This is a genomic window from Streptomyces flavovariabilis (assembly GCF_000725785.1).
In the GTDB taxonomy this organism is placed as follows: Bacteria; Actinomycetota; Actinomycetes; order Streptomycetales; family Streptomycetaceae; genus Streptomyces; species Streptomyces hawaiiensis.
Map to the genome: position 1 here is coordinate 1 of NZ_JNXD01000005.1, position 25887 is coordinate 25887.

The window sequence follows — 25887 nt, forward strand, 5'->3', positions numbered from 1 at the left end:
CGACCATCTCGCCGACCCACTCACCCATCGCCACATGACGAGTCTGGCCCTGCCGCTGACGCGGCAGGGCCAGAACCCAAGATCTTCATCAGCCTTCTAGGGCCTGTTGCGAAGGTGGCGTCGAGCGGCAGGCCCTGGGGTCAGATCAGCCCCGCCGACTTCAGCCAGGCCCGCGCCACGTCCAGCGGGTCCTTCTTCTCGAGCTGCACCTGCGCGTCCAGCTCCAGGAGCGTCTTCGTGTCCAGCTCGGCCGAGACCGCGTCGAGCGCGTCGACGCCCTTCTGGGAGAGGCCGCCCTTGTGGACCAGCGGGGTCACGTTCGCGAACCCGAAGAGGTTCTCGGGGTCCTTCAGGACCACGAACTTCTCCTTCACGATGGCCGGGTCCGTCGTGAAGACGTCGGCGGCCTGGACGGTGTTCCTGGTCAGCGCCGCCTTGGTGAGGGGGCCGCCCGCGTCGAGCGCTTTGAAGGACTTGAACTCCAGGCCGTACACGGACTTCAGGCCCTCCAGGCCCTGGTGCCGGGTCTGGAACTCGGGCGAGCCGCCGATCACCAGGTCCGGGGCGGCGTCCTTGAGGTCCGCGAGGGTGGACGAGGAGGTGAGCTTGTACTTCTTGGCGGTCTCGGCGTTGACGGTGACCGAGTCCTTGTCCTCGGCGGGCGAGGACTTCAGCAGCGTCAGCTTCTTGTCGAGCTTGGCCTTGACGGCCTCGTTCACCGCCTCGGTGGACTTCTGCCCGGCCTTGGGGTCCAGGTAGGCGAGCAGCGAGCCGTTGTACTCCGGCAGCACGGTGACGGAGCCGTTCTTCATGAGGCCGTACGTCGTCTCGCGACTGCCTATGTTGTGCTTGTAGGTGACCTTGACGCCCTTGGCCTTGAGCGCCTCGCCGTAGATGTCGGCGAGCAGGGTGCTCTCGGCGAAGTTGTTGGAGCCGACGACGACGGTGCCCGCCTTCGCCTTCTCGCCCGCCAGGGGGTTGTCGGACGTGTCGCCGGAGGAACAGCCCGCGAGCAGTGCCGCAGCGGCGGTGAGCGCGGCGGCCGCCGCACCGGTGTGCCTCGTCCTGGACCAGCTGCTCTGCGCGGTAGAAGTCATCCACCGATCCAATCCAGCCGCTTTACGATCAGTCAAGAACAGCCTGGTCACGGTTTATGACAGACACCGTCAGGACGTCAGCGTCGGCGCACCCCCGGCGACACGGCCAGGCGGCCCACCGCCCAGAACACCGCCAGCGTGACGAGCGCCAGGACGGCCACGAGGGTGGCGCCGCCGACCACCTTCTCGTAGTCGCGCTGGTAGAGCCCGTCGACGATGTACCGGCCGAGGCCGCCCAGGCTGACGTAGGCGGCGATGGTGGCCGTCGAGACGATCTGGATGGCCGCCGAGCGCAGGCCGCTCAGGATCAGCGGCAGCGCGACCGGCAGTTCGACCTGGAACAGGATGCGCGACTCGTGCATGCCCATGCCGCGGGCGGCGTCCACAGGGGACGGGTCGACGGTGCGGACGGCCTCGTAGGTGGTCACCAGGATCGGCGGCACGGCGAGGATGACCAGGGGGATCATCACGGGCAGCAGGCCGAAGCCCATCATGATGACGATCAGCACGAGCAGGCCGAAACTGGGCAGCGCGCGGGCCGCGGTGGCGATGAACGCGAGGGCGTTGCCGCCCCGCCCGGTGTGCCCGGTCAGCAGTCCGACGGGCAGGCCGATCGCGGCGGCGAGGGCGAGGGCGAGGGCCGCGTACTGGACGTGTTCGAGCAGGCGTTGGGGGATGCCGTCGTAGCCGTGCCAGTGGGCGCTGTCGCTGAAGAAGGCGTTGACGAAGTTCAGTACGTTCACCGGGTCACGTCCTGGGGGGCGGGCAGTTGCTGCCGCAGGCCGGTCTTCGGGCGCCTGCGGGTGCCCTTCGGCATCCACGGGGTCAGCACGACGCGGAGCAGCACCAGCAGGGCGTCGCACAGGATGGCCAGGACGGCTGTCGTGATCACGGAGTTGACGGCCAGCTCGGGCCGGTCGTACTTCTGCGCGTCGGCGAGCAGGTTGCCGAGGGCGCCCTGGTTGCCGATGAGGGTACCGACGCTGACCAGGGAGATGCTGGAGACGGTGGCGACCCGGAGCCCCGCGATGATGGCGGGCACGGCGATCGGCAACTGCACCTGGAGGTAACGGCGTACGGGGCCGAATCCCATGGCGGTGGCCGCGGCCAGGGTCTCCTGCGGGACGGACCGCACCCCGTCGACGATGGCCGGCACGAGCACCACGAGGCTGTACACGGCCAGCGGGATCATCACGGTCAGCTCGGTCTGGCCGGTGTAGTCGATGAGGACCACGAAGAAGGCCAGCGACGGGACGGCGTAGAGGATGGTGGTGGCGCCGAGCACGGGCGGGTACAGCCAGCGGAACCGCACGCAGAGCTGGGCGAGCGGCAGCGCGAGCAGCAGCCCGGCCAGCACGGGCAGCAGGGCCTCGCGCAGGTGCAGCCCGATCAGGCCGAGGTAGCTGTGCTGGAGGTCGCTCGGGATGTCGAAGAAGCCGTTCACGAGGCGACCTCGGCCTCGCCGGCGTGACCGGCTGCGTGGGCGTCGCGGATCGCCTCGCCGATGGTCGCCTGCGAGACCACACCGGTCACACGGCCGGTGCCGTCCACGGCGACGGCGTGGCCGGACGGGGAGAGCACCGCGCAGTCGAGGGCGGCCCGCAGGGAGTCGGTGCCGGGGGCGAAGGGCCGCCCGTGCGGGACGAGCCGGCCGGCCTTGATGTCACCGGCCGTCAGGTCGCGCCGCTCGCCCCAGCCGAGGGGCCTGCCGTCGGCGTCGGTGACCAGGAGCCAGGGCTCGCCGGAGGCGGCGATCTGTTCGGCGGTGGCGTCGGCCGGGATCACCGGGGCGGTGGTCAGCGGGAGTTCGGCGGAGGGGAAGAACGACAGTCGCCGGATGCCGCGGTCGGCGCCGAGGAAATCCTCGACGAAGGCGTCGGCGGGGTGGGACAGCAGCTCGGCCGGGGGTGCGTACTGGGCGAGGTGCCCGCCCTCGCGCATCACGGCGACCATCGTGCCGAGTTTGATCGCCTCGTCGATGTCGTGGGTGACGAAGACGATGGTCTTGCCCAACTCGTCCTGGATGCGCAGCAGTTCGTCCTGGAGACCCTTGCGTACGACCGGGTCGACCGCCGAGAACGGCTCGTCCATGAGCAGCACGGGCGGGTCGGCGGCGAGCGCCCGGGCCACGCCGACGCGCTGCTGCTGGCCGCCGGACAGCTGGTACGGGTACCGCTTGGCGAGCGCGGCGTCGAGGCCCACGCGCTCCATCAGCTCGGCAGCCCGGGCCCGGGCCTTCTGCTTGCCCCAGCCGAGCACGCGGGGCACCGTGGCGATGTTGTCGAGGATCGTGCGGTGCTGGAAGAGCCCGGCGTTCTGGATGACGTATCCCATGGACCGGCGCAGCGTGGTGACGGGCCGGTGCTGGATGTCCTCGCCGTCGAGGAGGATCGTTCCCTCACTCGGTTCGACCATCCGGTTGATCATCCGCAGGGTGGTCGTCTTGCCGCAGCCCGAGGGTCCGACGAGGACGGTGATCGAGCGGTCGGGTATCTCCAGGGAGAGCCGGTCGACAGCCACCGTGCCGTCCGGATAGCGCTTGGTGACTGATTCGATCCGTATCAAGGCGCCGGAGCCCTTCGGGTTGGCGGAAGCGTTGGCCATGGCCGTACGGGCCGTTTCCGGACGAGTCTAGAGGGCGCCTTTCACCGGTCCGCAGGGCGTACGCCCTGTACGGGCAGGCGCACGGTGAACACCGTCGCCCCCGGTGCGCTGTCCAGTTCGATGCGGCCGCCGTGGGCGCGGACCAGGGACCGGGCGACCGCCAGGCCGAGGCCGCTGCCGCCGCGGTCGCGGCTGCGGGCCTTGTCGACGCGGTAGAAGCGGTCGAAGACACGGGCCCGGTCACCGGGCGGGATGCCCGGCCCCGCGTCGGCGACCCGCACCTCGGCCGCGCCGGGCACGACGGCCACCTCCACCGACACCTTCGTCCCCGCCGGGGTGTGCACCGCCGCGTTGGTCAGCAGGTTGTCGAGGACCTGCCGGATGCGTTGCGGGTCCATCAGCAGCCGCACCGGCGCCGGACCGGCCAGGACGGTCAGCGGATGGCCGGGGCGGCCCGCACGGAAGGCGTCCGCGGCCTGGCCCGCCAGCTCCACCAGGTCGGCCTCCTGCAAGCGCAGCGGCGCCTCCACCTCCGCCGCGTCCAGCCGGGCGAGCAGCAGCAGGTCGTCCAGGAGGACGCCCATGCGGGCGGCCTCGGCGCGCAGCCGGGCCAGGTGCCGGTCGCGTTCCTCGGGGGCGTTGGCGGCGGCGTACTGGAAGAGGTCGGCGTAGCCGCGCACCGACATCAGCGGGGTGCGCAGCTCGTGCGAGGCGTCGGCGACGAAGCGGCGCAGCCGCTGCTCGGCCTCGGCGCGCACCGCCAGGGAGTCGTCGATGTGCTCCAGCATCGTGTTGAAGGCGGTGCGCAGTTCGTCCACCTCGGGCCCGCCGTCCCGGCCGTCGACGCGCAGCGGCAGCCGGGCCGCGGACTCGGTCAGGTCGTGCGAGGCGATGCCGTTCGCGGTGGACGCCATGTCGCTGAGCGGCTTCAGGCCGCGGCGCAGCATCCGGCGGCCGAAGATCACCAGCGCGAGCAGCGCGAGCCCGAAGGTGACGACCTGGAGGGTGACGAGCTGCCCGACCGTGTCCTCGATGTCGTCCATGGGCGCGGCGCTCACCAGGACCACCCCGGGCTCCACCCGGCAGGCGCGCAGCCGGTAGGAGCCCGCGCCCTTCAGGTGCTCGGTGCGCAGGAGTTCGGTGTGCGCGGCGGTCTGCGCCCGGGCCAGCGCGGTGAAGTCGTCGACGTCCTTCGGCAGGTCGGCGGGGTCCTCGGGCCTGCGGAGCTCGGTCCTTCCGTCCGACACGTCGTACACGGCGTAGAACCAGCTGTAGTACTTCTTGCCCGAGAGGGTGCCGTAGTCCGCGATGCTCTTGGACTGGGCGATCTGGGCCTGCGCGAGCTGGGTGTCGAGCTGGGCCGACAGGTAGTCCCGCATGTACGTGGTCAGGGCCGTGCCGACGACGGCGAACACCACCAGGGACAGGGCCCCCAGGCCCAGGGCCAGCCGGGTGCCCAGCCGCATTCTGCGGTAGGCCCGTCGCAGCCGGGCGATCACTCGGCGGCCTGCCGCAGCACGTACCCGAACCCGCGCACGGTGTGGATGAGCGGCGAGCCGCCGTCGTCGGTCTCGTCGAGCTTGCGGCGCAGCCGGCTGACGACCAGCTCGACGACGTTGGAGCGGCCGCCGAAGCCGTACTCCCACACGTGGTCGAGGATCTGCGCCTTGGTGAGCACGGTGGGCGACTTGCGCATGAGGTAGCGCAGCACCTCGTACTCGGTCGGGGTCAGCGACAGCAGCCTCTCACCGCGCCGGACCTCCCGGGTGTCCTCGTCCATGATCAGGTCGCCGACCTGGAGCACGGACCGCTGGAAGGCAGGGCCGGCGCTGCGCCGCAGCACGGTGCGCAGCCGGGCCATCAGCTCCTCCACGGCGAACGGCTTGACCAGGTAGTCGTCACCGCCCCGGGTGAGGCCCGCGACCCGGTCGGCGACGCCGTCGCGCGCGGTGAGGAACACCACCGGCACCATCGTGCCGGAGGCGCGCAGCCGGTCCAGGACGCCGAAGCCGTCCACGCCGGGCAGCATCAGGTCGAGCACCACGATGTCCGGGTGGAACTCGGCGGCCCGCCGCAGCGCGTCCTCGCCGGTGTACGCCGTGACCGCCTCCCAGCCCTCGTAGCGGGCGACGGTCGCGACGAGATCGGCGATGGGCGGGTCGTCGTCGACGACGAGAAGTCGTACTTTTTCCACGACCTCATAGTGCTGCACGGGTCCCGTGCGGCCATAGCCGCCCGCCCTCCCGCGGCGGGATCGATAAACACTTGAAAGTTGAGCGACAGCTTTCCGACAGTTCCCCCGCGCCAAGCTCGGTATCCCAGGATCCGATCAAGGAGCTGCCGGCCGTGACGACCCTCCATCAACCTCCCGCGGCGACCCGCCCGGGCGTGCGACCCCGAGTGGTGGGCCGCACCGGCCTGTACGCGGTGCTGCTGGCGAACGCGGTCACGGTGGCCGTGTTCTTCGCGCAGGCCGGTTTCGCCTCGAACGCGCTGATCGTGCTGGGCCGGCTGGCCGGGCTGTACGCGGCACTGCTCATGGCGTTCCAGCTGCTGCTGGTGGCCCGGCTGCCGTGGTTCGACCGGCGGATCGGCATGGACCGGCTGACGTCCTGGCACCGCTGGACGGGCTTCTCGGTGCTGTGGCTGCTGCTGGCGCACGTGGTGTTCATCGTCTTCGGTTACGCCGAGTCCTCGTCCCTGGACCCGGTGAACCAGCTGGTGGACCTCGCCGAGACGGTCGAGGGCGTGCTGCGGGCGATCGTCGCCCTGGCGATCATCCTCGTGGTCGGGGCGGTCTCGGCCCGCTACGCCCGGCGCCGGCTAGCGTACGAGACCTGGCACTTCATCCACCTGTACACCTACGTGGCGGTGGTCCTGGCGTTCACGCACCAGGTCGCGGCGGGGACGACGTTCTCCTCGTCGCCGGTGGCCAAGGTCTACTGGTACGCCGTGTGGGGCGTGGCCCTGGCCTCGGTGTTCGCCGGCCGGCTGGTGCTGCCGCTGTGGCGCAACCTGCGTCACCGGCTGCGCGTGACGGCTGTCGTGCCCGAGAACGACCAGGTGGTGTCGGTGTACATCACCGGCCGCGACCTGGACCGGCTGCCCGCCCGGGCCGGGCAGTTCTTCCTGTGGCGGTTCCTGACGAAGGACCGCTGGTGGCAGGCGAACCCGTTCTCCCTGTCGGCCGCCCCGGACGGCCGCACGCTGCGCCTGACCGTCAAGCGGGCCGGTGACGGCAGTGCGGCCCTGCGGCACCTGAAGGTCGGCACGCGCGTCTTCGCCGAGGGCCCCTACGGCGCCTTCACCACCCTGCACCGCACGCGCCCGGACGCCGTGCTCATCGCCGGTGGCGTCGGTGTCACACCGATCCGGGCCCTGCTGGAGGAACTGCACGGCCACGCGGTCGTGATCTACCGGGTGGCCACGGACCGGGACGCCGTCCTCCACGACGAACTGCGCGACCTCGCGTCGGCCAAGGGGGCCGAGCTGCACCTGGTGACCGGGCCGCCCGTGCCGGACCGGCTGGCGCCCGGGGAGCTCGCCCGGCTGGTGCCGGACATCGCCGAGCGGGACGTCTACCTGTGCGGTCCGCCGCCAATGATGAACGCGGTGCTCGCCGGCCTGCGTGAGCTGGGCGTGCCCGGCTCGCAGACCCACTTCGAACGCTTCAGCCTGGCCGGATGACGAGGAGACTGTCGTGAAGCGAGCCATACCCGTCCTCGTCCTCAGTGTGGCGGGCCTGATCCCGGTCTGGCGCTACGCACCCTCACCCGACACCGGGTCGTCCGCCGCGCAGGCCGCGGCGCCCGCGTCGACGCCCTCGGTCTCGTCGTCGGCGGGGCCCGGTGGCACGACGTCCACGGTGGTGTCGGGGTCCACGATCGACACCGAGAAGGGACCGGTGCGGGTCGAGGTCACCTTCGAGGGCGACAAGATCGCCTCGGTGCGGATGCTGCGGCAGCCGGACCATCCGCAGACCAGGGCCGCGGTACCGCAGCTGATCGAGGAGACCCTGCGGGCGCAGAGCGCGGACATCGACACGGTGTCCGGCGCCACGATCACCAGCGACGGCTACCGGGAGTCCCTCCAGGCCGCCCTCGACGCTAAGGGCTGACGGGATGCGGCGCGTCGAGCACGTCATGGGGTTCCCGGTGTCGGTGCGGATCGACGACGCTGACTTCCCCGGGGCACCGGTGGACGCCCTGTTCGCGTGGCTGCGCGAGGTCGACGCGCGGTTCAGCCCGTTCCGGGCGGACAGCGAGGTCTCCCGGCTGGACCGGGGCGAGGTGGCGCAGCCCGGCCGGGACCTCCGGGAGGTCCTGGCCCTGTGCGAGGAGTACCGGATCGCGACGGACGGCGCCTTCGACGTGCGCCTGCCCGGCCGCGGCCTCGACCCCTGCGCCGTGGTGAAGGGCTGGTCGGTGCAGCGGGGAGCGGAGCTGCTGAGGGCGGCCGGGGCGCGCCGCTTCTGCCTCAACGCGGGCGGCGACGTGATCGCCTCCGGCGGGCCCTGGCGCGTCGGCGTACGGCATCCCGAGCACCCCGACCGGCTGTGCGCGGTCCTGGACCTCACGGACCGGGCCGTGGCGACCTCCGCCCGCTACGAACGCGGCGACCACATCCTCGACGGCCGCACCGGCCGCCCGGCGACGGGACTGCTCAGCATGACGGTGGTGGCCCCGACCCTGACGGAGGCGGACACGGTCGCGACAGCGGCCTTCGCGCTCGGCGTGGACGGCGTCGCGTGGGCAGCGGCCCGCGACGACTGCGAGGTGTTCGCCGTGGACGCGGGCAGGCGCGTACTGCGGAGTGCGGGGTTCCCGGTGGCGGGGGGTCAACTGCCGGACACGGCTTCCAGGAAGCCCACCGGGGGTACGAAGAACAGGCTGCCGGTGACGGCCCGCGAGTAGTCCAGCAGCGGGTCGGGTCCCGAGCCCGGCCCGCCCAGGAACATCTTGCGCAGCATCGTCTCCGGTATCCCGGGCGTGCGCGCGTACGCCACGAAGTACGTGCCGAACTCCCCGTGCCCGGGCCTGCCGAACGGCATCGCCGAGCGCAGGATCCGCTGCTCCGCACCGTCCGGGCCGAGGACGGTGTTGACGTCCTTGTGGGAGCCGGGCGCGTCCAGTTCCAGGTTGGTGAGTTTGGTGCGGCCTATCACCTTCTCCTGCGCCTCGACGGCCAGGGCGTCCCAGGCGTCCACGTCGTGCAGGTACTTCTGCACCAGCGCGTAACTGCCGCCCCTGAAGCCGGGATCCTCCTCGCCGACCAGCGCCGCGTCGGCCGCGGCCTGCCCGACCGGGTTCTCGGTGCCGTCGACGAAACCGAGCAGGTTGCGCGAGTCGAAGTAGGAGAAGGCCTGCGTCCGGATGACGTCGCCGGAGGTGCGGGGCGCGGCGCCGCCGCAGGCGCAGAGCGCGGCGGCCGTGCCGAGGCCGAGGGCACCGCGCAGCAGGGCGCGGCGGGCCGGAGAGGCTGGTGCTGCCGGGAGGTACGACACGTGACTCCTCGCGTGGGGCGGCTACGGGCGGGAGTGCGCGGGGCCCGGTTCGCGTACCGGCCCGGTCGAGGCCCGTACGGTCCTCGACCGCCCGGTCGGCCGGTCCGGCCGGGGCGGGGCGGCCCTCGATCAGGGCGATCAGCACGTCGACGGCGCGGTCGGCGACGGCGGCCGGACGGTGGTCAGCGGCGGGGAGAGGTGCGATCCGGGCAGGTGACGTCAACGACCTGGGTGAAACAGGAGTTCGTCCGTCACCCACTCCCACAACACCCACACCGGTTAACCTCGTAAGTCACCGAAGGTGAACGGGGGTTGCCCATGGTGAGCACCGATCGCATGCCGCCGAACTGCCCCGGGGGACACGACGGCACGCCGGACACCGGCGCCGGCGTCCACCTCCAGAACCAGCTGGAAGTCCTCATCCAGGACTTCCGTACGAGCACCGAACCGCCGATGCCGGTGTTCGTCGTGCACGCGGAGCAGAGCGAGGACGACGCCGCGGTCGCCGGGCTGGTCCGGCAGCTGCACGCGGGGCAGGGAGCGCACGGCACACGCTGCGCGATGGCACAGGACGACGCCCACGAGGGAGCCACGGAGGTGCGTCGGGCCGCGGCCATGGTGCGGGCGCTGAGCGACCCGAAGAAGTGGGGCGGCCCGAAGGCGGTCTACCGGCGCTACGCCTTCCCGCGGCTGCGCCTGGTGCACGCCATAGACGACGCGGTCACCGCCCTGGGCGACACCTGGCCGGCGCCCACCCAAGGCAGGGCCGAGGCCGGTGAGAACCAGCGGCAGCTGCTGCTGAACCAGCTGGCCGAGCAGCGCTGGCGGCCGGAGAACACCGCACGCTGGCGCTCGGGCCTGCCGTTGTTCGACATGGCGCACATCCTCCCGGCGAGCCTGATCACCGTGCTCGCCGCGCTCCTGGCGCGCAGCGACTGGTATGTGGCCGTGTCGGCCGGTCTCGTCTTCCTGCTGCTGCTGACCGTGCTGAACTACGTCCTGCCCGGGCGGGCGCCGATCTTCCTCTGGTTGCGGCGCGAGAGCCGCTGGTTCATGACGACGACCTTCCTCAGGGCGGCGGACCAGGCCCAGCCCACCGAGGTCTCGCTGCTGCGGCCCGTGCGGTCCTGGAAGGCGATCGCGACCCGGGCGTACGGCGTGGCCGAGGCGCTCAAGGCGGGCGGTGACTTCCACCTCCAGCTGTGCGTGCTGGCGCTGCGGGAGGACCTGCGCGACAACCACCGCCGCTGGAGCTGGGACCTGCGCGGCTTCAAGCGGCCGCGCCCGCCGGTGCTGTTCCTGCCGCACGCGGACGACCGCAACGGCGGCATCGAGCTGATCCGCGCGATCAGCGACGTCCGCAGCCGGCGCAGCGAGCTCGACCCGCTGCTCGTGGTCGCGGCCGTACGCGCGCAGGACGTGCCGCGTCTGGAGCGCAGCGTCGTGCGGACGGCGCCCGTGCCGGTCGCGGAGCCGCCGAAGTTCGGCGACCGGCTGCGCACCTGGTACCGGGAGTGGGCGCACAACCTGCGCGCCGAGCAGTCGCCCAGCCGGGAGCGGTCCGTGCTGCCGTGGGTGATGAAGATCCCGCTGCCGCACGACCAGCTCGGCCCGGTCGAGGAGGGCCACCCCCACCGGCGGGCCTCTGCACGGCCGACGTTCGTCCGGCTGGTGTGGGCCCTGCACACCCTGGTCCTGGTCATCGCCCTGCTGACCGCCGGCACCGTCATGCGGGCCGACGCCCTGAACGACCGGTACTGCTCGGCGTCGCTGCTGACCGCCAACCGGGACACCCGGTGGGAGGAGGCGCCCGGCGGCGGCACCGAGTGCATCGGCATAGCGACGGACGGCGTCCGCTTCTCCGGCTGGCTGCGCACGCCCGGGCCCGGCAAGGAGGTCGAGACCTTCACGGCCGACGACGACCCGCCCTGGACGGTGGCCGACCTGGAGGACCGGATCGCCCGGCAGAACGAGGACGTCCTCGCGGACCACGCCGGGAGGTACGTCACGGTCGTCTACGCCGGGCCGCTCAGCGCCGACCCCGCGGCAGGCTCCTCGCTGGTGAAGGGCGCCGAGGAACTGGCGGGCGTGTATCTGGCGCAGGCCGTCATCAACGAGGACTCCAGTGTGAAGCTGCGTGTGCTGCTCGCCAACGGCGGTGTGGACCTGGGCCACCAGGAGGAGATGGCCGAGGCGATCGCCGCGTACGCGGCCCACGACCCGACCGTGGTGGGGGTCGTCGGCACCGGCCGTGACCTGAAGTCGAGCCGGGCGACGACCCGCACCCTGATGGAGGCCGGGCTGCCGGTCGTCTCCGGCACGAACTCCGCCACCTATCTGCCCCGTGAGTTCGCCAACTGGTTCAGCCTGGCCGCCACGGACGAGTGGCAGACCCGCCAACTCGGCCTGATAGCCGCCCAGCTGCGCACACCGGGCCGACGGCAGTACGCCCTCGTCCTCGCCCGCGACACGGCGAGAACGGACGACCTGTACACCGACGAACAGGCGCGCTACGGCCAGGGGATGCTGCGGCGGCAGGGCTTCACGCCGCTGGACCAGCGCCGCTACACCCTCAGCGGCGGCAAACCGGAACTGCGCTCGCACGCGCAGGAGATCTGCCGGGTCGGCAAGGTCCCGTCGGTGATCTACTTCGCGGGCCGGGTGGAGGACATCGATCCCCTGATGACCCAGCTGGGCACCCAGCCGGGCTGCGCCGGCAAGCCCCTGGCCGTGCTCACCGGCGACGACCTGTCCAAGGCGGATTTCACCGACGGCGGCCAGTCCGTCGCGCCGGAGGTCACCCTCTACCACGCGGCCCTGGCCGAACTGACGGCCGCAGACAGGACGTCCTTCTACCTGGACGCCGCCAGGCACCTGCCGGGCATGCGGGGCCACCGCCTGCGCCCCGGCAGCCCCGCCCTGGCCAGCGGCCAGACCGCCCTGTCCCACGACGCGACCCACGCCCTGTTCTGGGCGGCCACCCGCGACGACCGGCCGCAGAGCCGCGCCTCGACCTGGGTGAACCTGCGCAACGTCAAGCTCGAGGGGATGGCCACCGGCACCATCGACTTCACCAGCGCCCCGCTGTACGGGGACCGCACCGGGCACAGCATCGTCCTCAAGGAGGTCCGCCGCACCGGCGACGGCACCTCCGAGCCCCGCGTCGTGTGCAGCCGCACCGCGGGGAACACCGAGCCCCTCACGCGGAAGGAGTGCCCGATCCGCTGAGCGCCGCCTCAGCCCTCCTCGGGGGCCAGCCGCAGCGCGATCGAGTTGATGCAGTACCGCTGGTCCGTGGGCGTCGGATACCCCTCGCCCGCGAACACGTGCCCCAGGTGCGAGCCGCACCGGGCGCACCGCACCTCGGTCCGCTCCATGCCGTGCGACCGGTCCTCGATCAGCTCCACCGCGTCGGTGTCCTTGGGGTCGAAGAAGGACGGCCAGCCGCAGTGGGACTCGAACTTCGTGTCCGAGGTGAACAGGTCCGCACCGCAGGCACGGCAGGAGTAGACGCCCCGGGTCTTGGTGTCGGTGTACTCACCGGTGAAGGCGGGCTCGGTGGCCGCCTGCCGCAGGACCGCGTACTCGCCCGGGGACAGCTCCGCGCGCCACTGCTCGTCCGGCTTCTCGACGTCGTACGCCATGAGCTTCCAGCCCCTCAGTTCGACAGACGGTCCAGGATGTGCGGGCCGAGGTCGGTGACGTCGCCCGCTCCCATGGTGAGAACGAGATCACCGGGCTTCGCCATTCCCGCGACGACCGACGGGACGTCCGCCTTGTCGTGCACCGGCGTCACGTCCGCGCCCGCGGCCCGGGCCGCCTCGATGATCAGTCCGCTCGTCACGCCCGGGATCGGGTCCTCACGGGCCGGGTAGATGTCCAGCACGATCGAGGCGTCCGCGAGGGCGAGGGCCTGACCCATCTCCTTGCCGAGCTCCTGCGTCCGCGAGAAGAGGTGCGGCTGGAAGACGACCAGGATGCGGGCGTCACCGGCCGCCGCGCGCATGGCCTCCAGGTCGGCGGTCATCTCGGTGGGGTGGTGCGCGTAGGAGTCGATGACCTGCACGCCCGCGGCCTCGCCCTTCAGCTGGAGGCGCCGCTTCACACCCGTGTACGCGGCGATCGCGGAGGCCAGCCCGGCCGCCGGGACGCCGAGGGCCACGCCCGCCGCCAGCGCGGCGACCGCGTTGTGCGCGTAGTGCCGGCCGGGCACGGAGACCGTGAAGGTCAGCTCCTCGCCCTCCAGCACCACGGTGACCTCGCTCTTGAGCCCCTGCGGCACGACCGACAGGATGCGCACGCCGGCGTCCTCGGACTCGCCGTACGTCACCACGCGCACGCCACGCCCGGCGACCCGGCGCGTCAGCTCCCGGGCGCCCTCGTGGTCGGCCGCGATCACCAGCGTGCCGCCCTCGGCGATCCGGTCCACGAACGTCTCGAACGACTCGTAGATCTCGTCCATCGACGCGTAGTTGGCGTGGTGGTCGAGCTCGACGTTCAGGATGATCGCGACGTCGGGCGTGTACTTGTGGAAGCTGCGGTCCGACTCGTCCGCCTCGGCGACGAAGATGTCGCCCTCGCCGTGCAGCGCGTTGGAGCCGGGCGCGTCCAGGTCGCCGCCGATGGCGTACGAGGGCTTCAGGCCCAGCTCGCTCAGCGACACGGCCAGCATCGACGTCGTGGTCGTCTTGCCGTGCGTACCGGCGACGGCGATCGGCCGCAGCCCGTCCATCAGCGCGGCGAGCGCGTCGGACCGGTGCACGACGGGGATGCCGAGCTCGGCCGCGCGGGCCAGCTCGGGGTTGTCCCGCCGGATCGCCGACGAGACGACCACACAGCTGGCGTCATCGGCGAGATGCCCGGCGGCGTGTCCGATGTGCACCGTCACACCCAGCGCTCGCAGTGCCCCGGCCGTCGCCGACTCCTTGGCGTCGCTGCCGGCCACGACGGCCCCGCGCTGCGCGAGGATCTTCGCGATCCCCGACATCCCGGCCCCACCGATCCCGATGAAGTGCGGTCGGTCCATGGCGGGAGGAAGGCCGGCTGCCATGCAGATCTCCAAGAGCGAGCGACGACGGTGAGCGCCCCCAGCCTATTTCAGGAACGCGGAGTGCTGTGGCCGACCCGGTGGCGCGGGGAACCGCGCGAGCAACCACCACCGACCCGCACCCGGCAAACCAGAGCAACCCGCCCCTACGCCTTGCTGTGCGAGAACAGCTTCAGCACCGGCACCCCCACCTTGTGCCGAGCCCTCGACGCCCAGTCCCGGTGGAAGAACTCCTCCACGTAGTGGGGGTCGGTCAGCACGATGACCTCGTCCGCCCCGGCCTCCTCCACCAGGCACTTCAGCGCGTCCAGCGGATGGTCCTCGATCAGCCGCCCCTCGGCCGGACTGCCCGAGGCACGCAACGCGGCGAGTGACACCTCCAGCGCCCGCTGCCCCACGCTCAGCGCCTCCTCCCCCTCCGGCGTCTCCCCCTCGCGGACGGCCTCGTCGAGCTCGCCGAGCGCCACGTCGTCGATGGCCCGCAGCAGGCGGTCCGCCTGCTCGCCGCGCGGCTGCAGCAACACCTGGAAGGAGACCTGCTCCTCTCCGTGCAAGGTGGTGACGAACTCCACGTCGGCGGACGTCAGCGCCTTCTCGATCATCAATACGCTTGTGAACACCAGGCGCCCCTTCTGCCTCGGGGGCCCGTGGCCCCCACTCCTCCGCGGGCCGTGCGGGGCCCTGCGGAAACCATCCTGCCCCGTGTTCGCACGGGTACTGCCGGGATCCAGTGTGCCCTCCGAAAACCAAACGGAACGGCATATTTCGTCGATGAACGGACCAGCGGCGACCTTTGCCCCCGCTTCCGGACGTACCGGCCGGCCGTCCCGGCCGCCGACACCTTGTACCCCGGGTCCGGAGTTTCAGTACGCCGGCCGGGTCCGCCCGTACCGCGTGAACAGGAAGCCGTCCTCCTCCAGCATCGACACCAGCCCGAAACGGTGCGGGACCGTGACCGCCGGCCCTCCGGCGATGCGCTGCGCCTCGCCCGCCGTGAGCATCGGGGAGACCGTCAGGCACAGCTCGTCGAGCACGCCGGCCGCGACCAGCTGCCCGAGCAGCCGCGGGCCGCCCTCGGTGAGCAGCCGGGTGTGGCCGAGGTCGGCGAGGGCCCGGACGGCGCGGGCGGGGTCCACGCCGATGCCGTCCCCGGCGGTCACCACCCGGGCGCCCGCCTTCTCGGCGGCGGCGACGCGGTCCGGCGGGGCCGCGGCGCCCGTGAGGATCAGGGTGGGCACCAGGGGCGAGGTGAACAGCGGGAGCGAGAAGTCCAGGTCGAGGCCGGCGGTGACCACGGCGATCGCCGGTGCGGGCCGCTGCCCGGCCGCCTGCCGCATCGCCGCGAAGTCCTCACGCGCGCGGGCCGGGCGGTACCCCTCCTTGCGTACGGTTTCCGCGCCGACGACCACGACGTCGGCCAGCGCCCGCAGCGTGCCGAAGATCCGCATGTCGGTGGCGCTGGAGATGGGCTGCGAACGGCCGTCGTGCTGGGCGGCCCCGTCCAGCGTGGACACCATGTTGGCGCGCAGCCACGGGACCGGACCTCCTGGCCCAGGCTCGGGATAGGCGTACGCGGCGGCCAGTTCGTCCAGGCTCCACTCCCGGCCGCCGCCGTCACCGGACGCGCCACCCGGCGCCGGAGCTGCTGTTTCATCGGTCACAGGGAACAGACGTCGCATGCCGTGCAGTGTTCCACGCGCCGTAGCATGGTGAACCGTGTCCTCTCCCCTGGCCCCCTCCGGAAACGGCCCCATGACCGACCCGGCCCCGCTGTCCCTGTGCGCCCGTGAGCCGCACGTGCCCGCGGATCGCCTGGTCGCCGAGATGGTGCCGCCGCCGCGGTTCGACTCCGTCCGCTTCAGCACGTACATCCCCGACCCGAACCAGCCCAGCCAGACGGAGGCCGTCCGGGTCCTGGAGGGTTTCGCGGCGGGCCTCGACTCGGGAGCGGCCGCAGGGTCCGGCAAACGGCGGCTGTTCGGTTTCGGCAAGGCGCCGAAGAAGGCCCCGGCCGGCCCGCGCGGCGTCTACCTCGACGGCGGCTACGGCGTCGGCAAGACCCACCTGCTGGCGTCCCTGTGGCATGCCACCCCGGCCGAGCCCGCGCTGAAGGCGTTCGGCACGTTCGTGGAGCTGACCAACCTGGTCGGCGCCCTCGGATTCCAGCAGACCGTCCGGACACTGTCCGGCCACCGCCTGCTGTGCATCGACGAGTTCGAGCTCGACGACCCGGGCGACACCGTCCTCGTCTCCACCCTGCTCGGCAAGCTGGTCGACGCGGGCGTGGCGCTCGCCGCCACCTCCAACACGCTGCCCGGCAAGCTCGGCGAGGGCCGGTTCGCCGCGGCCGACTTCCTGCGCGAGATCCAGGGCCTGTCGGCCCGCTTCCGGGCCCTGCGCATCGACGGCGAGGACTACCGCCACCGCGGTCTGCCGGAGGCGCCGCCCCCGTATTCCGACGAACAGGTGACCGGCGCGGCGCACGCCACCGAGGGCGCCTCACTCGACGCGTTCTCGCCCCTCCTGGAGCATCTGGCCCGGGTCCACCCCAGCCGGTACGGCGCTCTGACCGACGGGATCAGGGCCGTGTGCCTCACCGGTGTGCGGCCGGTTCCCGACCAGTCGACGGCCCTCAGGCTCGTGGTCCTCGCGGACCGTCTCTACGACCGCGAGGTGCCCGTGCTGGCCTCGGGCCTGCCCTTCGACCAGCTGTTCAGCGACGAGATGCTGAACGGCGGCTACCGCAAGAAGTACTTCCGGGCCATCTCCCGGCTCACGGCCCTCGCCCGCGACGCGGGCAAACTGGTGGACGCCCGCTAACCACAACCCCAATACCGCACCAACCGCCCGTGGGTAAGGGCTCGTTCAAGCCATCCCACGCACGGTTTTCAGGCTCTCTTCAGCTTGAAACGTTAAGTTAACCCTGCAAACGACCTTGCAGGGTTAACGTGTTTCTTGACCAGCCATTGACCAAGTATTGGCCCGCGCTAGACGGGCGAGGCATCTGAAGGGGGGCGCATGTACCGAGGCACGACGGCACGGACCGTGGTTTCGATCCTCGCGGCCGCCCTGCTCGCCCTCCAGTTCTTCGCACCGACCGCGTCCTTCGCATCCGCGTATACACATGGTCAAGTCAAGGCCAACGCTCAGCCCGGAACCAAGCCCTCCGGAAAGTCCTCGCGCCCCGGACACAAGTCCCCCGGGAAGGCTCTGCGCGACGAGACGGCCACCTGCCGCGCCGGACACCACGGGGACCCGACCGGTCCCCTGCGGACCCGCGACCGTTCCCACACCGCCGACTCGGCGCCATCGGCGCCCGAGCGGCCGCTGCAGCGGCACACCCAGCCGACGGCACCCGAACCGGTCAGACCCGGCGCCGCACATCAGCGCACGTCGAGATCCTCGGCGTCGCACACCCCGGCAGCACTGCAGGTCTTTCGCTGCTGAGCAGCAGTGCGGTTCCCCCCCCACCCCCTGTCATGCCCGTCCGACGCGCCCCCACGCGCGCCAGGAGGAGTCACCACACTCATGCAACCCCTCATCGACAACGCCCGCAGCTTCGGACAGCGCCCTGAGGAGTTCGCTCACCTCGCCGAGGGCCAGTCCCCCGACGTCCTGTTCATCACCTGCTCCGACTCCAGGGTCGTACCGGCCCTGATCACGGGCGCCCGTCCCGGCGAGCTCTTCGAGCTGCGCACCGCGGGCAACGTCGTTCCCCCGCACTCCTTCGAGCACCCCACATCGGAGGCGGCCACGATCGAGTACGCCGTGGAGGTCCTCGGCGTCAAGGAGATCGTGGTCTGCGGCCACTCGCACTGCGGCGCCGTGGGCGCGGTGGTACGCGGCGACGACCTCGCCGCCGTACCGGCCGTGCGCGACTGGCTCGCGCGCGCCGCCGACCAGCCCGAGTGCTCGGACCCGGCCGACCCTACGGTCACCGAGGCCGTCCAGAACCACGCCCTCACCCAGGTGCTGCGACTGCGGTCGTACCCCTGCGTCGAACGCCGGCTGGCCGAGGGCCGGCTCGGCCTGCGCGCCTGGTTCTACGAGGTGCACACCGGAACCGTGCTCGAACACCGCGCGGACACCGACTTCTTCGAGAAGCTGTGAGGGAACACATGACCAAGTTCCCTTACCTCAGGCAGGACTTCACCGCCTCACTCGTCGTGTTCCTGGTCGCGCTCCCGCTGTGCGTGGGTGTGGCCGTCGCCTCCGGTGTCCCGGCCGAACTCGGCCTGATCACCGGCATCGTGGGCGGCCTCGTCACCGGACTCCTGCCGGGCAGCAGCCTGCAGGTGTCCGGGCCGGCCGCCGGTCTGACCGTGCTCGTCTTCGAGGCGGTCCAGGAGTACGGACTGCCCGCGCTCGGCATCATCGTGCTGGCCGCCGGTCTGCTCCAGCTGGTCATGGGCGCGTTGAAGCTCGGCCGCTGGTTCCGCGCGATATCGGTCTCGGTCGTCGAGGGCATGCTGGCCGGAATCGGTCTGGTGCTCATAGCCGGCCAGCTGTACGCGACGGCCGGGCTGAAGGCACCCGCCTCCGGCATCGACAAGATCCTGGGCCTGCCCGGCGCCGCCGTCGACGCGGCCGGCAGCACGGCGGCGCTCACGTCCCTCGCGCTCGGCGCGGCCACCATCGCGGTGATGGTGCTGTGGAAGAAGCTGCCGAAGAAGGCGCAGGCCGTGCCCGGCGCGCTCGCCGCGGTGATCCTCGCGATCGCGGCCACCGCCGTGTTCGACCTGCCGGTCGCCACCGTCGAGGTGAAGGGCCTGCTGGGCTCCATCCAGCCGCCCGGCCTGGACACCTTCGGCGGCGTGGGCGTCGGCATCATCGGCACGATCATCGCCTTCACCCTGATCGCCTCCGCCGAGAGCCTGTTCAGCGCCGCCGCCGTGGACCGGCTGCACGACGGCCCCCGCACCCAGTACGACAAGGAGCTGATGGCGCAGGGCGCGGGCAACACGATCTGCGGTGTGCTCGGCGCGCTGCCGATGACCGCGGTCATCGTCCGCAGCTCCGCCAACGTCAGCGCTGGCGCCAAGACCAAGGCGTCCCGGGTGATGCACGGCGTGTGGCTGCTGCTGTTCGCCGCGCTGCTGCCGGCCACGCTGGCGCTGATCCCGCTGCCCGCCCTCGCCGGCATCCTGGTCCACGCGGGCTGGAAGCTGATCCCGTTCGCCAAGATCGTGCCGCTGTGGAAGGAGCACCGGGGCGAGGCGCTCATCCTCGTCGTCACCGCCGTGTCGATCGTCGCGGTGAACATGTTCGAAGGCGTGCTCATCGGTCTGGCCCTGTCGGTCGTCAAGACCGCCTGGGAGGCCTCGCACATCAAGCTGGAGATCATAGACAAGGGCGCCGGCCCGATCCAGGCGTACCTGTCCGGCAACGCCACCTTCCTGCGGCTGCCGAAGATCCTCGACAGCCTGGAGAGCCTGCCGCAGGACCGCCCGGTCGTGCTGGACCTCTCAGGCCTGCACCACCTCGACCACGCCTGCCGCACGGCCCTGGAGAACTGGGCCGCACGCCACAGCGCGACCGGCACGGAGCCGGTGAAGGTCACGGAGCCCGAGAAGGCCGAGGCGGAGAAGGTCACCGCCGCATAGCCGCCTGACCGGTTCACCCGAGCCCTGGTCCGGGGCGCGCACCCAGCGCGCCCCGGACCACGCGTGTCCGCCCTGGCGCCGTCCCGGATCCCAGGGCATGGCCCCCTGCCCCGGTTCGGGCATATCGTTACATAAACAGACGGATTCGGACCTCTGCACGGGGAGGTCGGCATGGTCGAAGAGCTGGTCGGTGTGGTGGCCGCGGTCGGGGCCGGTGCGCTGGTGTACGTGGCCTCCGCGGCACGGGTCGTCAAGCAGTACGAGCGCGGGGTCGTCTTCCGGCTCGGGCGCCTGCACGGGGACGTGCGGCGACCCGGGTTCAACCTCGTCGTCCCCGCGGTGGACCGGATGCGCAAGGTCAACCTGCAGATCGTGACCATGCCGATCCCCGCCCAGGAGGGCATCACCCGCGACAACGTGACCGTGCGGGTCGACGCGGTGGTGTACTTCAAGGTGGTGGACCCGGCGGCCGCGATCGTGAACGTCGAGGACTACCGCTTCGCCGTCTCGCAGATGGCCCAGACCTCGCTGCGCTCGATCATCGGCAAGAGCGAGCTGGACGACCTGCTGTCCAACCGGGAGAAGCTCAACCAGGGCCTGGAGCTGATGATCGACAGCCCGGCCGTGGAGTGGGGTGTGACGATCGACCGCGTGGAGATCAAGGACGTCTCCCTGCCGGACACCATGAAGCGCTCCATGGCCCGCCAGGCCGAGGCCGACCGGGAGCGGCGGGCCCGGCTGATCAACGCCGACGCCGAGTACCAGGCCTCCAAGAAGCTGTCCCAGGCCGCCCAGCAGATGGCCGACACGCCCTCGGCCCTCCAGCTCCGGCTGCTGCAGACCGTCATGGCGGTGGCGGCGGAGAAGAACTCCACGCTCGTCCTGCCCATTCCGGTGGAACTCCTGCGATTCCTGGAGCGGGGCGCGCAGCCCCCCGCGAGGAGCGCGGGACAGGCGGAGACCACGGACGCCGCGGAGATCGCGGTCGCGGAACAGGCGCCGAGCGCGGACGCCGCGGAGATCGCGGGACACGCGCAGACCACGGATCCCGCGGAGATCGCGGAGGGCGCCGTCGACCGCACGGAGCAGGCCGAAGAGGCCTTGGCGGAGCTGCGGCGCGCCGTCGAGCAGTGACCCGCGCTACGCGCGTGGTTCCCGCTGCCCGCACCAGGTGATAGACACAGCGGGATCACAGTTCCTGTCCGCCAGCAGGAAGGTTTCCCCATGACCGAATCCGGTCGCTCCGCCACACGACGTCAGGTGCTCGCCGGAACGGGCGCCCTGGGCGTCGGGATCGCGTTCTCCGGTGCCCTGTCCGAACTCTTCGCCGGCACCGCCGCCGCACAGGGCCTCGGCCGCACCGGCTACGGCCCGCTCCTCCCCGACCCGAAGGGCATCCTCGACCTGCCGGAAGGGTTCCACTACCGGATCCTCTCCCGCGAGGGAGACGAACTCCGCTCCGGCGAGGGCAAGGTCCCCTCCAACCACGACGGCATGTCGGCCTTCCCGGGCAGAGGCGGCCGTGTCCACCTGGTCCGCAACCACGAGAACCGCGCCAACGGCAAGGTGCCGGTCCCGACCGTCGAGGGCCTCACCTACGACCCAACCGGCAAGGGCGGTTGTACGGCGCTGACGCTGGACTCCCGCAACCGGGTCCAGTCGGAACGCGTCGCGATCGCCGGCACGGCCGTGAACTGCGCGGGCGGCCCCACCCCTTGGGACACCTGGCTGACCTGCGAGGAGACCGAGGACAAGGCCGGCACCAACGGCTACACCAAAGACCACGGCTTCATCTTCGAGGTCGACCCGGCCGACCCGCACCGCACCGGGGCCGTGCCGCTGACCGCGATGGGCCGCTTCGCGCACGAGGCGATCGCCGTCGACCCCCGGCGGGGCGTGGTGTACGAGACGGAGGACGCCTTCGAGAAGCCCTTCGGCCTCTTCTACCGCTTCCTGCCGGACCGGCCGCTGGGCGGCAGGGGTTCGCTGCGCGCGGGCGGCCGGCTCCAGGCCATGCGCGTTCCCGGTGTCCCCGACCTGTCCTCCATCCAGGACATCGGCGCCGAGTTCGACCACATCGAGTGGGTGGACGTACCGGACCCGCAGGCCGCGCAGACGCCGATCCGGTTCCAGGACTTCGGCCGCAAGGGCATCACGCACGCGCAGAAGCTGGAGGGCTGCTACTGGGGCGGCCGTTCGGTGTACTTCGTGTCGTCCTTCGCGCACCGGTCGGACGGTTCGGCCGCCGACCACTTCGGGCAGGTCTGGCGCTACGACCCGGAGCGCCGCCGGCTCACCCTGGTGATCGTCTTCGGCCCCGACACCGATGTGCAGCTGCCGGGCGAGTCGCCGGACAACATCTGCCTGGCGCCCAGCGGCGGCCTCATGGTCTGCGAGGACGGCAACGGCGCCCAGCACGTCTACGGTGTCACCAGGCGCGGCCAGGTCTACGCGATGGCCCGCAACGGGCAGAACATCGGCACCCCGGAGGAGCCCGAGTGGGGTGAGTTCGCCGGGGTGACCTTCTCCCCGGACGGCGACACGATGTACGTCAACTGCTACGCGCCCGGCACCACGTTCGCGGTGACGGGCCCCTGGCGCCGGTAGCAGCGCTCAGCTCCCGACCGGGGCGCCGGGTGCGAAGCCCGGCGCCCCGCCGGACCATGGAGGCACAGGACCGCAAGGGGGCCCGGTGACTCACAAGGACAGCACCTCGCTGCGGGAGCGGCTGCGCCTCCCCACCGGTGAGCCGGTCGACCTGACCCGGTACGACGCGGCCGCCACCCCCGCCGGCCCGGACGGCAAGGCCGCGGGAAAGGCCGCCACGGCCCTGCTCGGCGAGCGGCTGGCCGTCCTCCAGGAACAGCTCTGGGCGGCGAGCACCAAGGGCGACCGGCGTCGCCTGCTGCTGGTCCTGCAAGGCATGGACACCAGCGGCAAGGGCGGCACGGTCAAACACGTCATCGGCCTGCTCAACCCGTCCGGCTGCCGCATCACCGCGTTCAAGGCGCCCACCGCCGAGGAGCGCGCGCACCCCTTCCTGTGGCGAGTGGAGCAGGCGCTCCCCGTCCGCGGTGAACTGGGCATCTTCGACCGCTCCCACTACGAGGACGTGCTGATCGCCCGCGTCCGGGAACTCGCGCCCGCCACCGAGATCGCCCGGCGCTACGAGCAGATCAACCGCTTCGAGCGGTCCCTCGCCGACGACGGCGTGACCTTGATCAAGTGCTTTCTGCACCTCTCCTACGACGAGCAGCGCCGTCGGCTCCTCAAGCGCATCGACAAGCCGGAGAAGCACTGGAAGCTCGCGGCATCCGACATCGCCGATCGCGCCCTGTGGCCCGCGTTCCAGGAGGCCTACGAGATCGCCCTGGAGCGCTGCGGCACCTCGCACGCGCCCTGGTACCTGATCCCTGCCGACCACAAGTGGTATCGCAACTGGGCGGTCAGCACGCTGCTCCTGGAGCACTTCGAGGAGCTGGAACCGCGGTATCCGGAGGCGGACTTCGATGTGGAGGAGTTCCGGAAGCGGCTGCTGGAGCAGCCCTGATCCGTCCGCTCAGGCCGCGAGCAGGGCGTCGATCTGGCCGACGGCCTCCTTCAGGCCCTCCTCCATGCCCATGGTGACCAGCTGCTCCATCTGCTCACGGGAGTCGAACAGCGAGCGCATCTCCATCCGGGTGCCGCCGCCGTGCTCGCTGAGCCGCACCGTCACGGACATGGTCGGCATGTCGTCCTTGGGCTTGCCGTCGTCGTCGGCGAAGCCGTCGGTGAACTCCAGGGCCGTCGGTTCGCTGACCGAGGTGATCCGCCACCAGCCGCGGTGCCGGTCGCCCTCCGGACCGGTCATGAAGTAGGTGACCTCTCCCCCGGGCGTCAGGTCGTGCTCCTCCACGGTCGCCGGGTAGGTCGGCGGGCCCCACCAGCGCTCCAGCTGCCGGGGGTCGGCCCACAGCCGCCACACCCGCTCGACCGGGGCGGCGAAGTCGGCGACCAGGGTGAGGGTGAGGTTGTCGAGGTCTTTGTCGACACTGGTGACACTCATCGCTCGGGTCCTTCCGTCGTGTCGTTCTCTTCGGTTCCGGGGTCCTCGGCGAGCAGCCGGGCCATCCGGTCCACCCGCCCGCGCCACGCCGACTCGAGTTCGTCCAGGGCCTGGCGAGCGCGGCCCACCGCGTCGGGGTCGGTGCGCACGAGCTGCTCCCGTCCGCTGCGCTGCTTGGTGACCAGACCCGCCCGCTCCAGCACCGCGACGTGCTTCTGCACCGCGGCGAAGCTCATCGGGTAGGCCTCGGCGAGCCGGGACACGGACAGCTCCCGGCGCACGCAGCGGCGCAGTATGTCCCGGCGCGTGGTGTCGGCCAGTGCGTGGAACAGCCGGTCCACCGTCTCGTCGTCCAGCTCATCTACAACCATTTGGTTGTACGTTAGCCCTGCCCGCCTCTTCTGTAAAGCGACCCGCCCGACACTGAAGCGGACGGACGGGGGTACTCGGCGGGCTATGAGCGAGAAGCAGCAGGTCAGCAGCTCGTACTGGCTCGAGACGGCACCGGACGGCCGCCACCCGGCGCTCACGGAGGACCTGGCCGTCGACGTGGCGGTGATCGGTGCCGGGATCGCCGGGCTGTGCACGGCGTGGGAGCTGACGCGGGCCGGGCGGAGCGTGGCCGTGCTGGAGGCCGGGCGGGTCGCGGCCGGCGTCACCGGGCACACCACGGCCAAGGTCACCGCCCTGCACACGCTCGTCTACGACCGGCTGCGGCGCACCCGCGGCCCCGAGGGCGCGCGCCTGTACGCGCGTTCCCAGTCCGAGGCGATCGAGCACGCGGCCCGGATCGCCGGGGAGCTGGGCGTCGACTGCGAGTGGGAGACGAGGAGCGCCTACACCTACGCCCGCGACACGGGCCGCGTGGAGGAACTGCGCGCCGAGGCACGGGCCGCGGCCGAGGCCGGGCTGCCCGCCTCGTTCGTGACGGAGACCGGGCTGCCGTTCCCGGTGGCGGGCGCGGTCCAGGTCACCGGGCAGGCCCAGTTCCATCCGCGCAAGTACCTGCTGGCCCTCGCCGCCGACCTGGTCGAACGCGGCGGGCGGATCTACGAGGACACCACCGTCCTCGGCCTGGACGAGGGCGAGCCGTGCAGGCTGTCGACCACGACCGGGGCGACGGTCCGGGCGCGGGACGTCGTCGTCGCGACGCACTACCCGATCTTCGACCGGGCCCTGCTGTTCGCCCGCCTGTCCACGCGCCGCGAGTTGGTCGTCGCCGGGACGATCCCCGCTGACCAGGACCCGGACGGCATGTTCATCACGCCCGAAGAGGACACCCGCTCGGTGCGCACCGCGCCCTACGAGGGCGATCGGCGGCTGCTCATCGTCACCGGTGAGCACTTCACGCCGGGCACGGGCGACCCGCGGGCCCGTTTCGAACGCCTCACCGCCTGGGCCACCGGCCACTTCCCGGACCTGGAGGTCACCCACCGCTGGGCCACCCAGGACACCGAACCCACGGACACCGTGCCGATGGTCGGCCCGCTGCACCACGGTGCCCGGCACGCCTATGTGGCCACCGGCTTCGGCGGCTGGGGCATGACCGGCGGCATCATGGCGGGCCGGCTGCTGACCGCGCAGATCACGGGCGAGGAGTGCGAGTGGAGCGGGCTGTACGACCCGCGCCGGCTGAAGCCCGCGCTGCGTGAGGCGCCGACGTTCCTCAAGACCCAGGCCAAGGTCGCCGGCCACTTCGTGGGCGACCGGCTGCGGCCTTCGCCGCCCGTGGAGTCCCTGCCGCCCGGCGAGGGCGCCGTGGTCCGGGCCGACGGCAACCGCCTCGCGGTCTACCGGGACGACGACGGCGGGCTCCACGCCGTCTCCGCCCGCTGCACCCACCTGGGCTGCCTGGTCGACTTCAACGCCGCCGAGCGCGCCTGGGAGTGCCCCTGCCACGGCTCCCGTTTCGACACGGACGGCAAGGTGATCCAGGGCCCGGCGACCAAGCCGCTGGAGCAGCGGGACCTCTGAGTACTCGCCCCGGA

At 71.7% G+C, this 25887-nt stretch carries 23 protein-coding genes and 1 pseudogene; 11 read left to right on the plus strand and 13 right to left on the minus strand.

The window, feature by feature from the left end; translation table 11 throughout:
* Positions 1-140: 140 nt before the first annotated feature.
* The 6 genes from IO24_RS0110785 to IO24_RS0110810 all read right to left on the minus strand — a co-directional run bounded on the left by IO24_RS0110785 (position 141) and on the right by IO24_RS0110810 (position 5895).
* Positions 141-1097 (minus strand): ABC transporter substrate-binding protein, encoded by a 957-nt coding sequence (locus IO24_RS0110785; protein ID WP_031134398.1) that lies wholly within the window; start codon positions 1095-1097, stop codon positions 141-143.
* A 77-nt stretch (positions 1098-1174) separates the two neighbouring features.
* Positions 1175-1840, minus strand: coding sequence for an ABC transporter permease (locus IO24_RS0110790; RefSeq protein WP_031134401.1), 666 nt, complete (start codon positions 1838-1840; stop codon positions 1175-1177).
* Entirely contained in the window at positions 1837-2541 is a 705-nt protein-coding gene (locus tag IO24_RS0110795) for an ABC transporter permease (RefSeq protein ID WP_031134403.1), read from the minus strand. The genes IO24_RS0110790 and IO24_RS0110795 overlap by 4 nt, the downstream gene beginning before the upstream one ends.
* The gene (locus IO24_RS0110800; RefSeq protein ID WP_031134405.1) at positions 2538-3662 is read right to left on the minus strand and encodes an ABC transporter ATP-binding protein; all 1125 of its coding nucleotides are present in this window, start codon (positions 3660-3662) and stop codon (positions 2538-2540) included. The genes IO24_RS0110795 and IO24_RS0110800 overlap by 4 nt, the downstream gene beginning before the upstream one ends.
* An 80-nt stretch (positions 3663-3742) precedes the next feature.
* On the minus strand, positions 3743-5200 hold the full coding sequence (locus tag IO24_RS0110805; RefSeq protein ID WP_037667744.1) for a sensor histidine kinase: 1458 nt from the start codon (positions 5198-5200) through the stop codon (positions 3743-3745).
* A complete protein-coding gene (locus tag IO24_RS0110810) occupies positions 5197-5895 on the minus strand; it encodes a response regulator transcription factor (RefSeq protein WP_031134410.1) in 699 nt (232 codons plus the stop codon). The genes IO24_RS0110805 and IO24_RS0110810 overlap by 4 nt, the downstream gene beginning before the upstream one ends.
* 152 nt (positions 5896-6047) lie before the next feature.
* Between IO24_RS0110810 and IO24_RS0110815 the strand changes: the two genes are divergently transcribed.
* From IO24_RS0110815 to IO24_RS0110825, 3 genes are read left to right on the plus strand one after another with little or no spacing between them, the layout of a single operon-like run.
* Positions 6048-7388 (plus strand): ferredoxin reductase family protein, encoded by a 1341-nt coding sequence (locus IO24_RS0110815; RefSeq protein ID WP_031134412.1) that lies wholly within the window; start codon positions 6048-6050, stop codon positions 7386-7388.
* Between the two features lie 13 nt (positions 7389-7401).
* Complete coding sequence (locus IO24_RS0110820) at positions 7402-7818, plus strand: FMN-binding protein (protein ID WP_031134413.1); 417 nt, start codon at positions 7402-7404, stop codon at positions 7816-7818.
* Positions 7819-7822: 4 nt separating this feature from the next.
* Positions 7823-8614 (plus strand): FAD:protein FMN transferase, encoded by a 792-nt coding sequence (locus IO24_RS0110825; RefSeq protein ID WP_045296067.1) that lies wholly within the window; start codon positions 7823-7825, stop codon positions 8612-8614.
* On the opposite strand, the pseudogene IO24_RS0110830 reads toward IO24_RS0110825, so the two are convergent.
* A pseudogene (locus IO24_RS0110830) lies at positions 8539-9066 on the minus strand (Dyp-type peroxidase); the annotation flags it as partial. The gene IO24_RS0110825 and the pseudogene IO24_RS0110830 sit on opposite strands and share 76 nt — an antisense overlap.
* A gap of 456 nt (positions 9067-9522) precedes the next feature.
* On the opposite strand from IO24_RS0110830, the gene IO24_RS0110835 reads away from it, so the two are divergent.
* Positions 9523-12432: an ABC transporter substrate-binding protein gene (locus tag IO24_RS0110835; protein WP_031134418.1), complete on the plus strand. Its 2910-nt coding sequence runs from the start codon at positions 9523-9525 to the stop codon at positions 12430-12432.
* 8 nt (positions 12433-12440) lie between these two features.
* On the opposite strand, the gene msrB is transcribed toward IO24_RS0110835, so the two are convergent.
* From msrB to IO24_RS0110855, 4 genes are all read right to left on the minus strand, one after another.
* Complete coding sequence (gene msrB, locus IO24_RS0110840) at positions 12441-12848, minus strand: peptide-methionine (R)-S-oxide reductase MsrB (protein WP_031134420.1); 408 nt, start codon at positions 12846-12848, stop codon at positions 12441-12443.
* Between the two features lie 14 nt (positions 12849-12862).
* Positions 12863-14254 carry a UDP-N-acetylmuramate--L-alanine ligase gene (gene murC, locus IO24_RS0110845; RefSeq protein ID WP_031134422.1) on the minus strand — a complete coding sequence of 464 codons (1392 nt, stop codon included), beginning with the start codon at positions 14252-14254 and terminating at the stop codon, positions 12863-12865.
* Positions 14255-14397: 143 nt separating this feature from the next.
* Entirely contained in the window at positions 14398-14871 is a 474-nt protein-coding gene (locus tag IO24_RS0110850) for a beta/alpha barrel domain-containing protein (protein WP_031134424.1), read from the minus strand.
* Between the two features lie 243 nt (positions 14872-15114).
* The gene (locus IO24_RS0110855) at positions 15115-15930 is read right to left on the minus strand and encodes a pyrimidine reductase family protein (protein WP_031134427.1); all 816 of its coding nucleotides are present in this window, start codon (positions 15928-15930) and stop codon (positions 15115-15117) included.
* A 73-nt stretch (positions 15931-16003) separates the two neighbouring features.
* Here IO24_RS0110855 and zapE point away from each other — a divergent pair, with 73 nt between their 5' ends.
* The 6 genes from zapE (at position 16004) to IO24_RS0110885 (ending at position 23404) form a co-directional block, all read left to right on the plus strand.
* Positions 16004-17071, plus strand: coding sequence for a cell division protein ZapE (zapE, locus tag IO24_RS0110860; RefSeq protein ID WP_199808829.1), 1068 nt, complete (start codon positions 16004-16006; stop codon positions 17069-17071).
* A 708-nt stretch (positions 17072-17779) separates the two neighbouring features.
* Positions 17780-18361, plus strand: coding sequence for a carbonic anhydrase (locus IO24_RS0110865; RefSeq protein WP_031134432.1), 582 nt, complete (start codon positions 17780-17782; stop codon positions 18359-18361).
* 8 nt (positions 18362-18369) lie between these two features.
* Positions 18370-19854 carry a SulP family inorganic anion transporter gene (locus tag IO24_RS0110870; RefSeq protein WP_031134434.1) on the plus strand — a complete coding sequence of 495 codons (1485 nt, stop codon included), beginning with the start codon at positions 18370-18372 and terminating at the stop codon, positions 19852-19854.
* A 171-nt stretch (positions 19855-20025) separates the two neighbouring features.
* A complete protein-coding gene (locus IO24_RS0110875) occupies positions 20026-20988 on the plus strand; it encodes a slipin family protein (RefSeq protein ID WP_031134435.1) in 963 nt (320 codons plus the stop codon).
* 90 nt (positions 20989-21078) lie between these two features.
* Positions 21079-22461, plus strand: a complete 1383-nt coding sequence (locus IO24_RS0110880; protein ID WP_031134437.1) for a PhoX family protein — start codon at positions 21079-21081, stop codon at positions 22459-22461.
* A gap of 85 nt (positions 22462-22546) precedes the next feature.
* A complete protein-coding gene (locus tag IO24_RS0110885; protein ID WP_031134439.1) occupies positions 22547-23404 on the plus strand; it encodes a PPK2 family polyphosphate kinase in 858 nt (285 codons plus the stop codon).
* Positions 23405-23413: 9 nt separating this feature from the next.
* Here the strand turns inward: IO24_RS0110885 and IO24_RS0110890 are convergent, their stop codons facing one another.
* Complete coding sequence (locus IO24_RS0110890; protein WP_031134441.1) at positions 23414-23899, minus strand: SRPBCC family protein; 486 nt, start codon at positions 23897-23899, stop codon at positions 23414-23416.
* The gene (locus IO24_RS0110895; protein WP_031134443.1) at positions 23896-24270 is read right to left on the minus strand and encodes an ArsR/SmtB family transcription factor; all 375 of its coding nucleotides are present in this window, start codon (positions 24268-24270) and stop codon (positions 23896-23898) included. The genes IO24_RS0110890 and IO24_RS0110895 overlap by 4 nt, the downstream gene beginning before the upstream one ends.
* A gap of 85 nt (positions 24271-24355) precedes the next feature.
* Here IO24_RS0110895 and IO24_RS0110900 point away from each other — a divergent pair, with 85 nt between their 5' ends.
* Positions 24356-25873: an FAD-dependent oxidoreductase gene (locus IO24_RS0110900; RefSeq protein ID WP_031134445.1), complete on the plus strand. Its 1518-nt coding sequence runs from the start codon at positions 24356-24358 to the stop codon at positions 25871-25873.
* Positions 25874-25887 lie beyond the last annotated feature (14 nt).

Bases quoted from the DNA above. Each gene is read 5' to 3' on its own strand.
- IO24_RS0110835 (WP_031134418.1), top strand. From the start codon at position 9,523: ATGGTGAGCACCGATCGCATGCCGCCGAACTGCCCCGGGGGACACGAC.
- zapE (WP_199808829.1), top strand. From the start codon at position 16,004: ATGACCGACCCGGCCCCGCTGTCCCTGTGCGCCCGTGAGCCGCACGTG.
- msrB (WP_031134420.1), bottom strand. From the start codon at position 12,848: ATGGCGTACGACGTCGAGAAGCCGGACGAGCAGTGGCGCGCGGAGCTG.
- IO24_RS0110855 (WP_031134427.1), bottom strand. From the start codon at position 15,930: ATGCGACGTCTGTTCCCTGTGACCGATGAAACAGCAGCTCCGGCGCCG.
- IO24_RS0110880 (WP_031134437.1), top strand. From the start codon at position 21,079: ATGACCGAATCCGGTCGCTCCGCCACACGACGTCAGGTGCTCGCCGGA.
- IO24_RS0110875 (WP_031134435.1), top strand. From the start codon at position 20,026: ATGGTCGAAGAGCTGGTCGGTGTGGTGGCCGCGGTCGGGGCCGGTGCG.
- IO24_RS0110895 (WP_031134443.1), bottom strand. From the start codon at position 24,270: ATGGTTGTAGATGAGCTGGACGACGAGACGGTGGACCGGCTGTTCCAC.
- murC (WP_031134422.1), bottom strand. From the start codon at position 14,254: ATGGCAGCCGGCCTTCCTCCCGCCATGGACCGACCGCACTTCATCGGG.
- IO24_RS0110900 (WP_031134445.1), top strand. From the start codon at position 24,356: ATGAGCGAGAAGCAGCAGGTCAGCAGCTCGTACTGGCTCGAGACGGCA.
- IO24_RS0110865 (WP_031134432.1), top strand. From the start codon at position 17,780: ATGCAACCCCTCATCGACAACGCCCGCAGCTTCGGACAGCGCCCTGAG.
- IO24_RS0110825 (WP_045296067.1), top strand. From the start codon at position 7,823: ATGCGGCGCGTCGAGCACGTCATGGGGTTCCCGGTGTCGGTGCGGATC.
- IO24_RS0110785 (WP_031134398.1), bottom strand. From the start codon at position 1,097: ATGACTTCTACCGCGCAGAGCAGCTGGTCCAGGACGAGGCACACCGGT.
- IO24_RS0110870 (WP_031134434.1), top strand. From the start codon at position 18,370: ATGACCAAGTTCCCTTACCTCAGGCAGGACTTCACCGCCTCACTCGTC.
- IO24_RS0110890 (WP_031134441.1), bottom strand. From the start codon at position 23,899: ATGAGTGTCACCAGTGTCGACAAAGACCTCGACAACCTCACCCTCACC.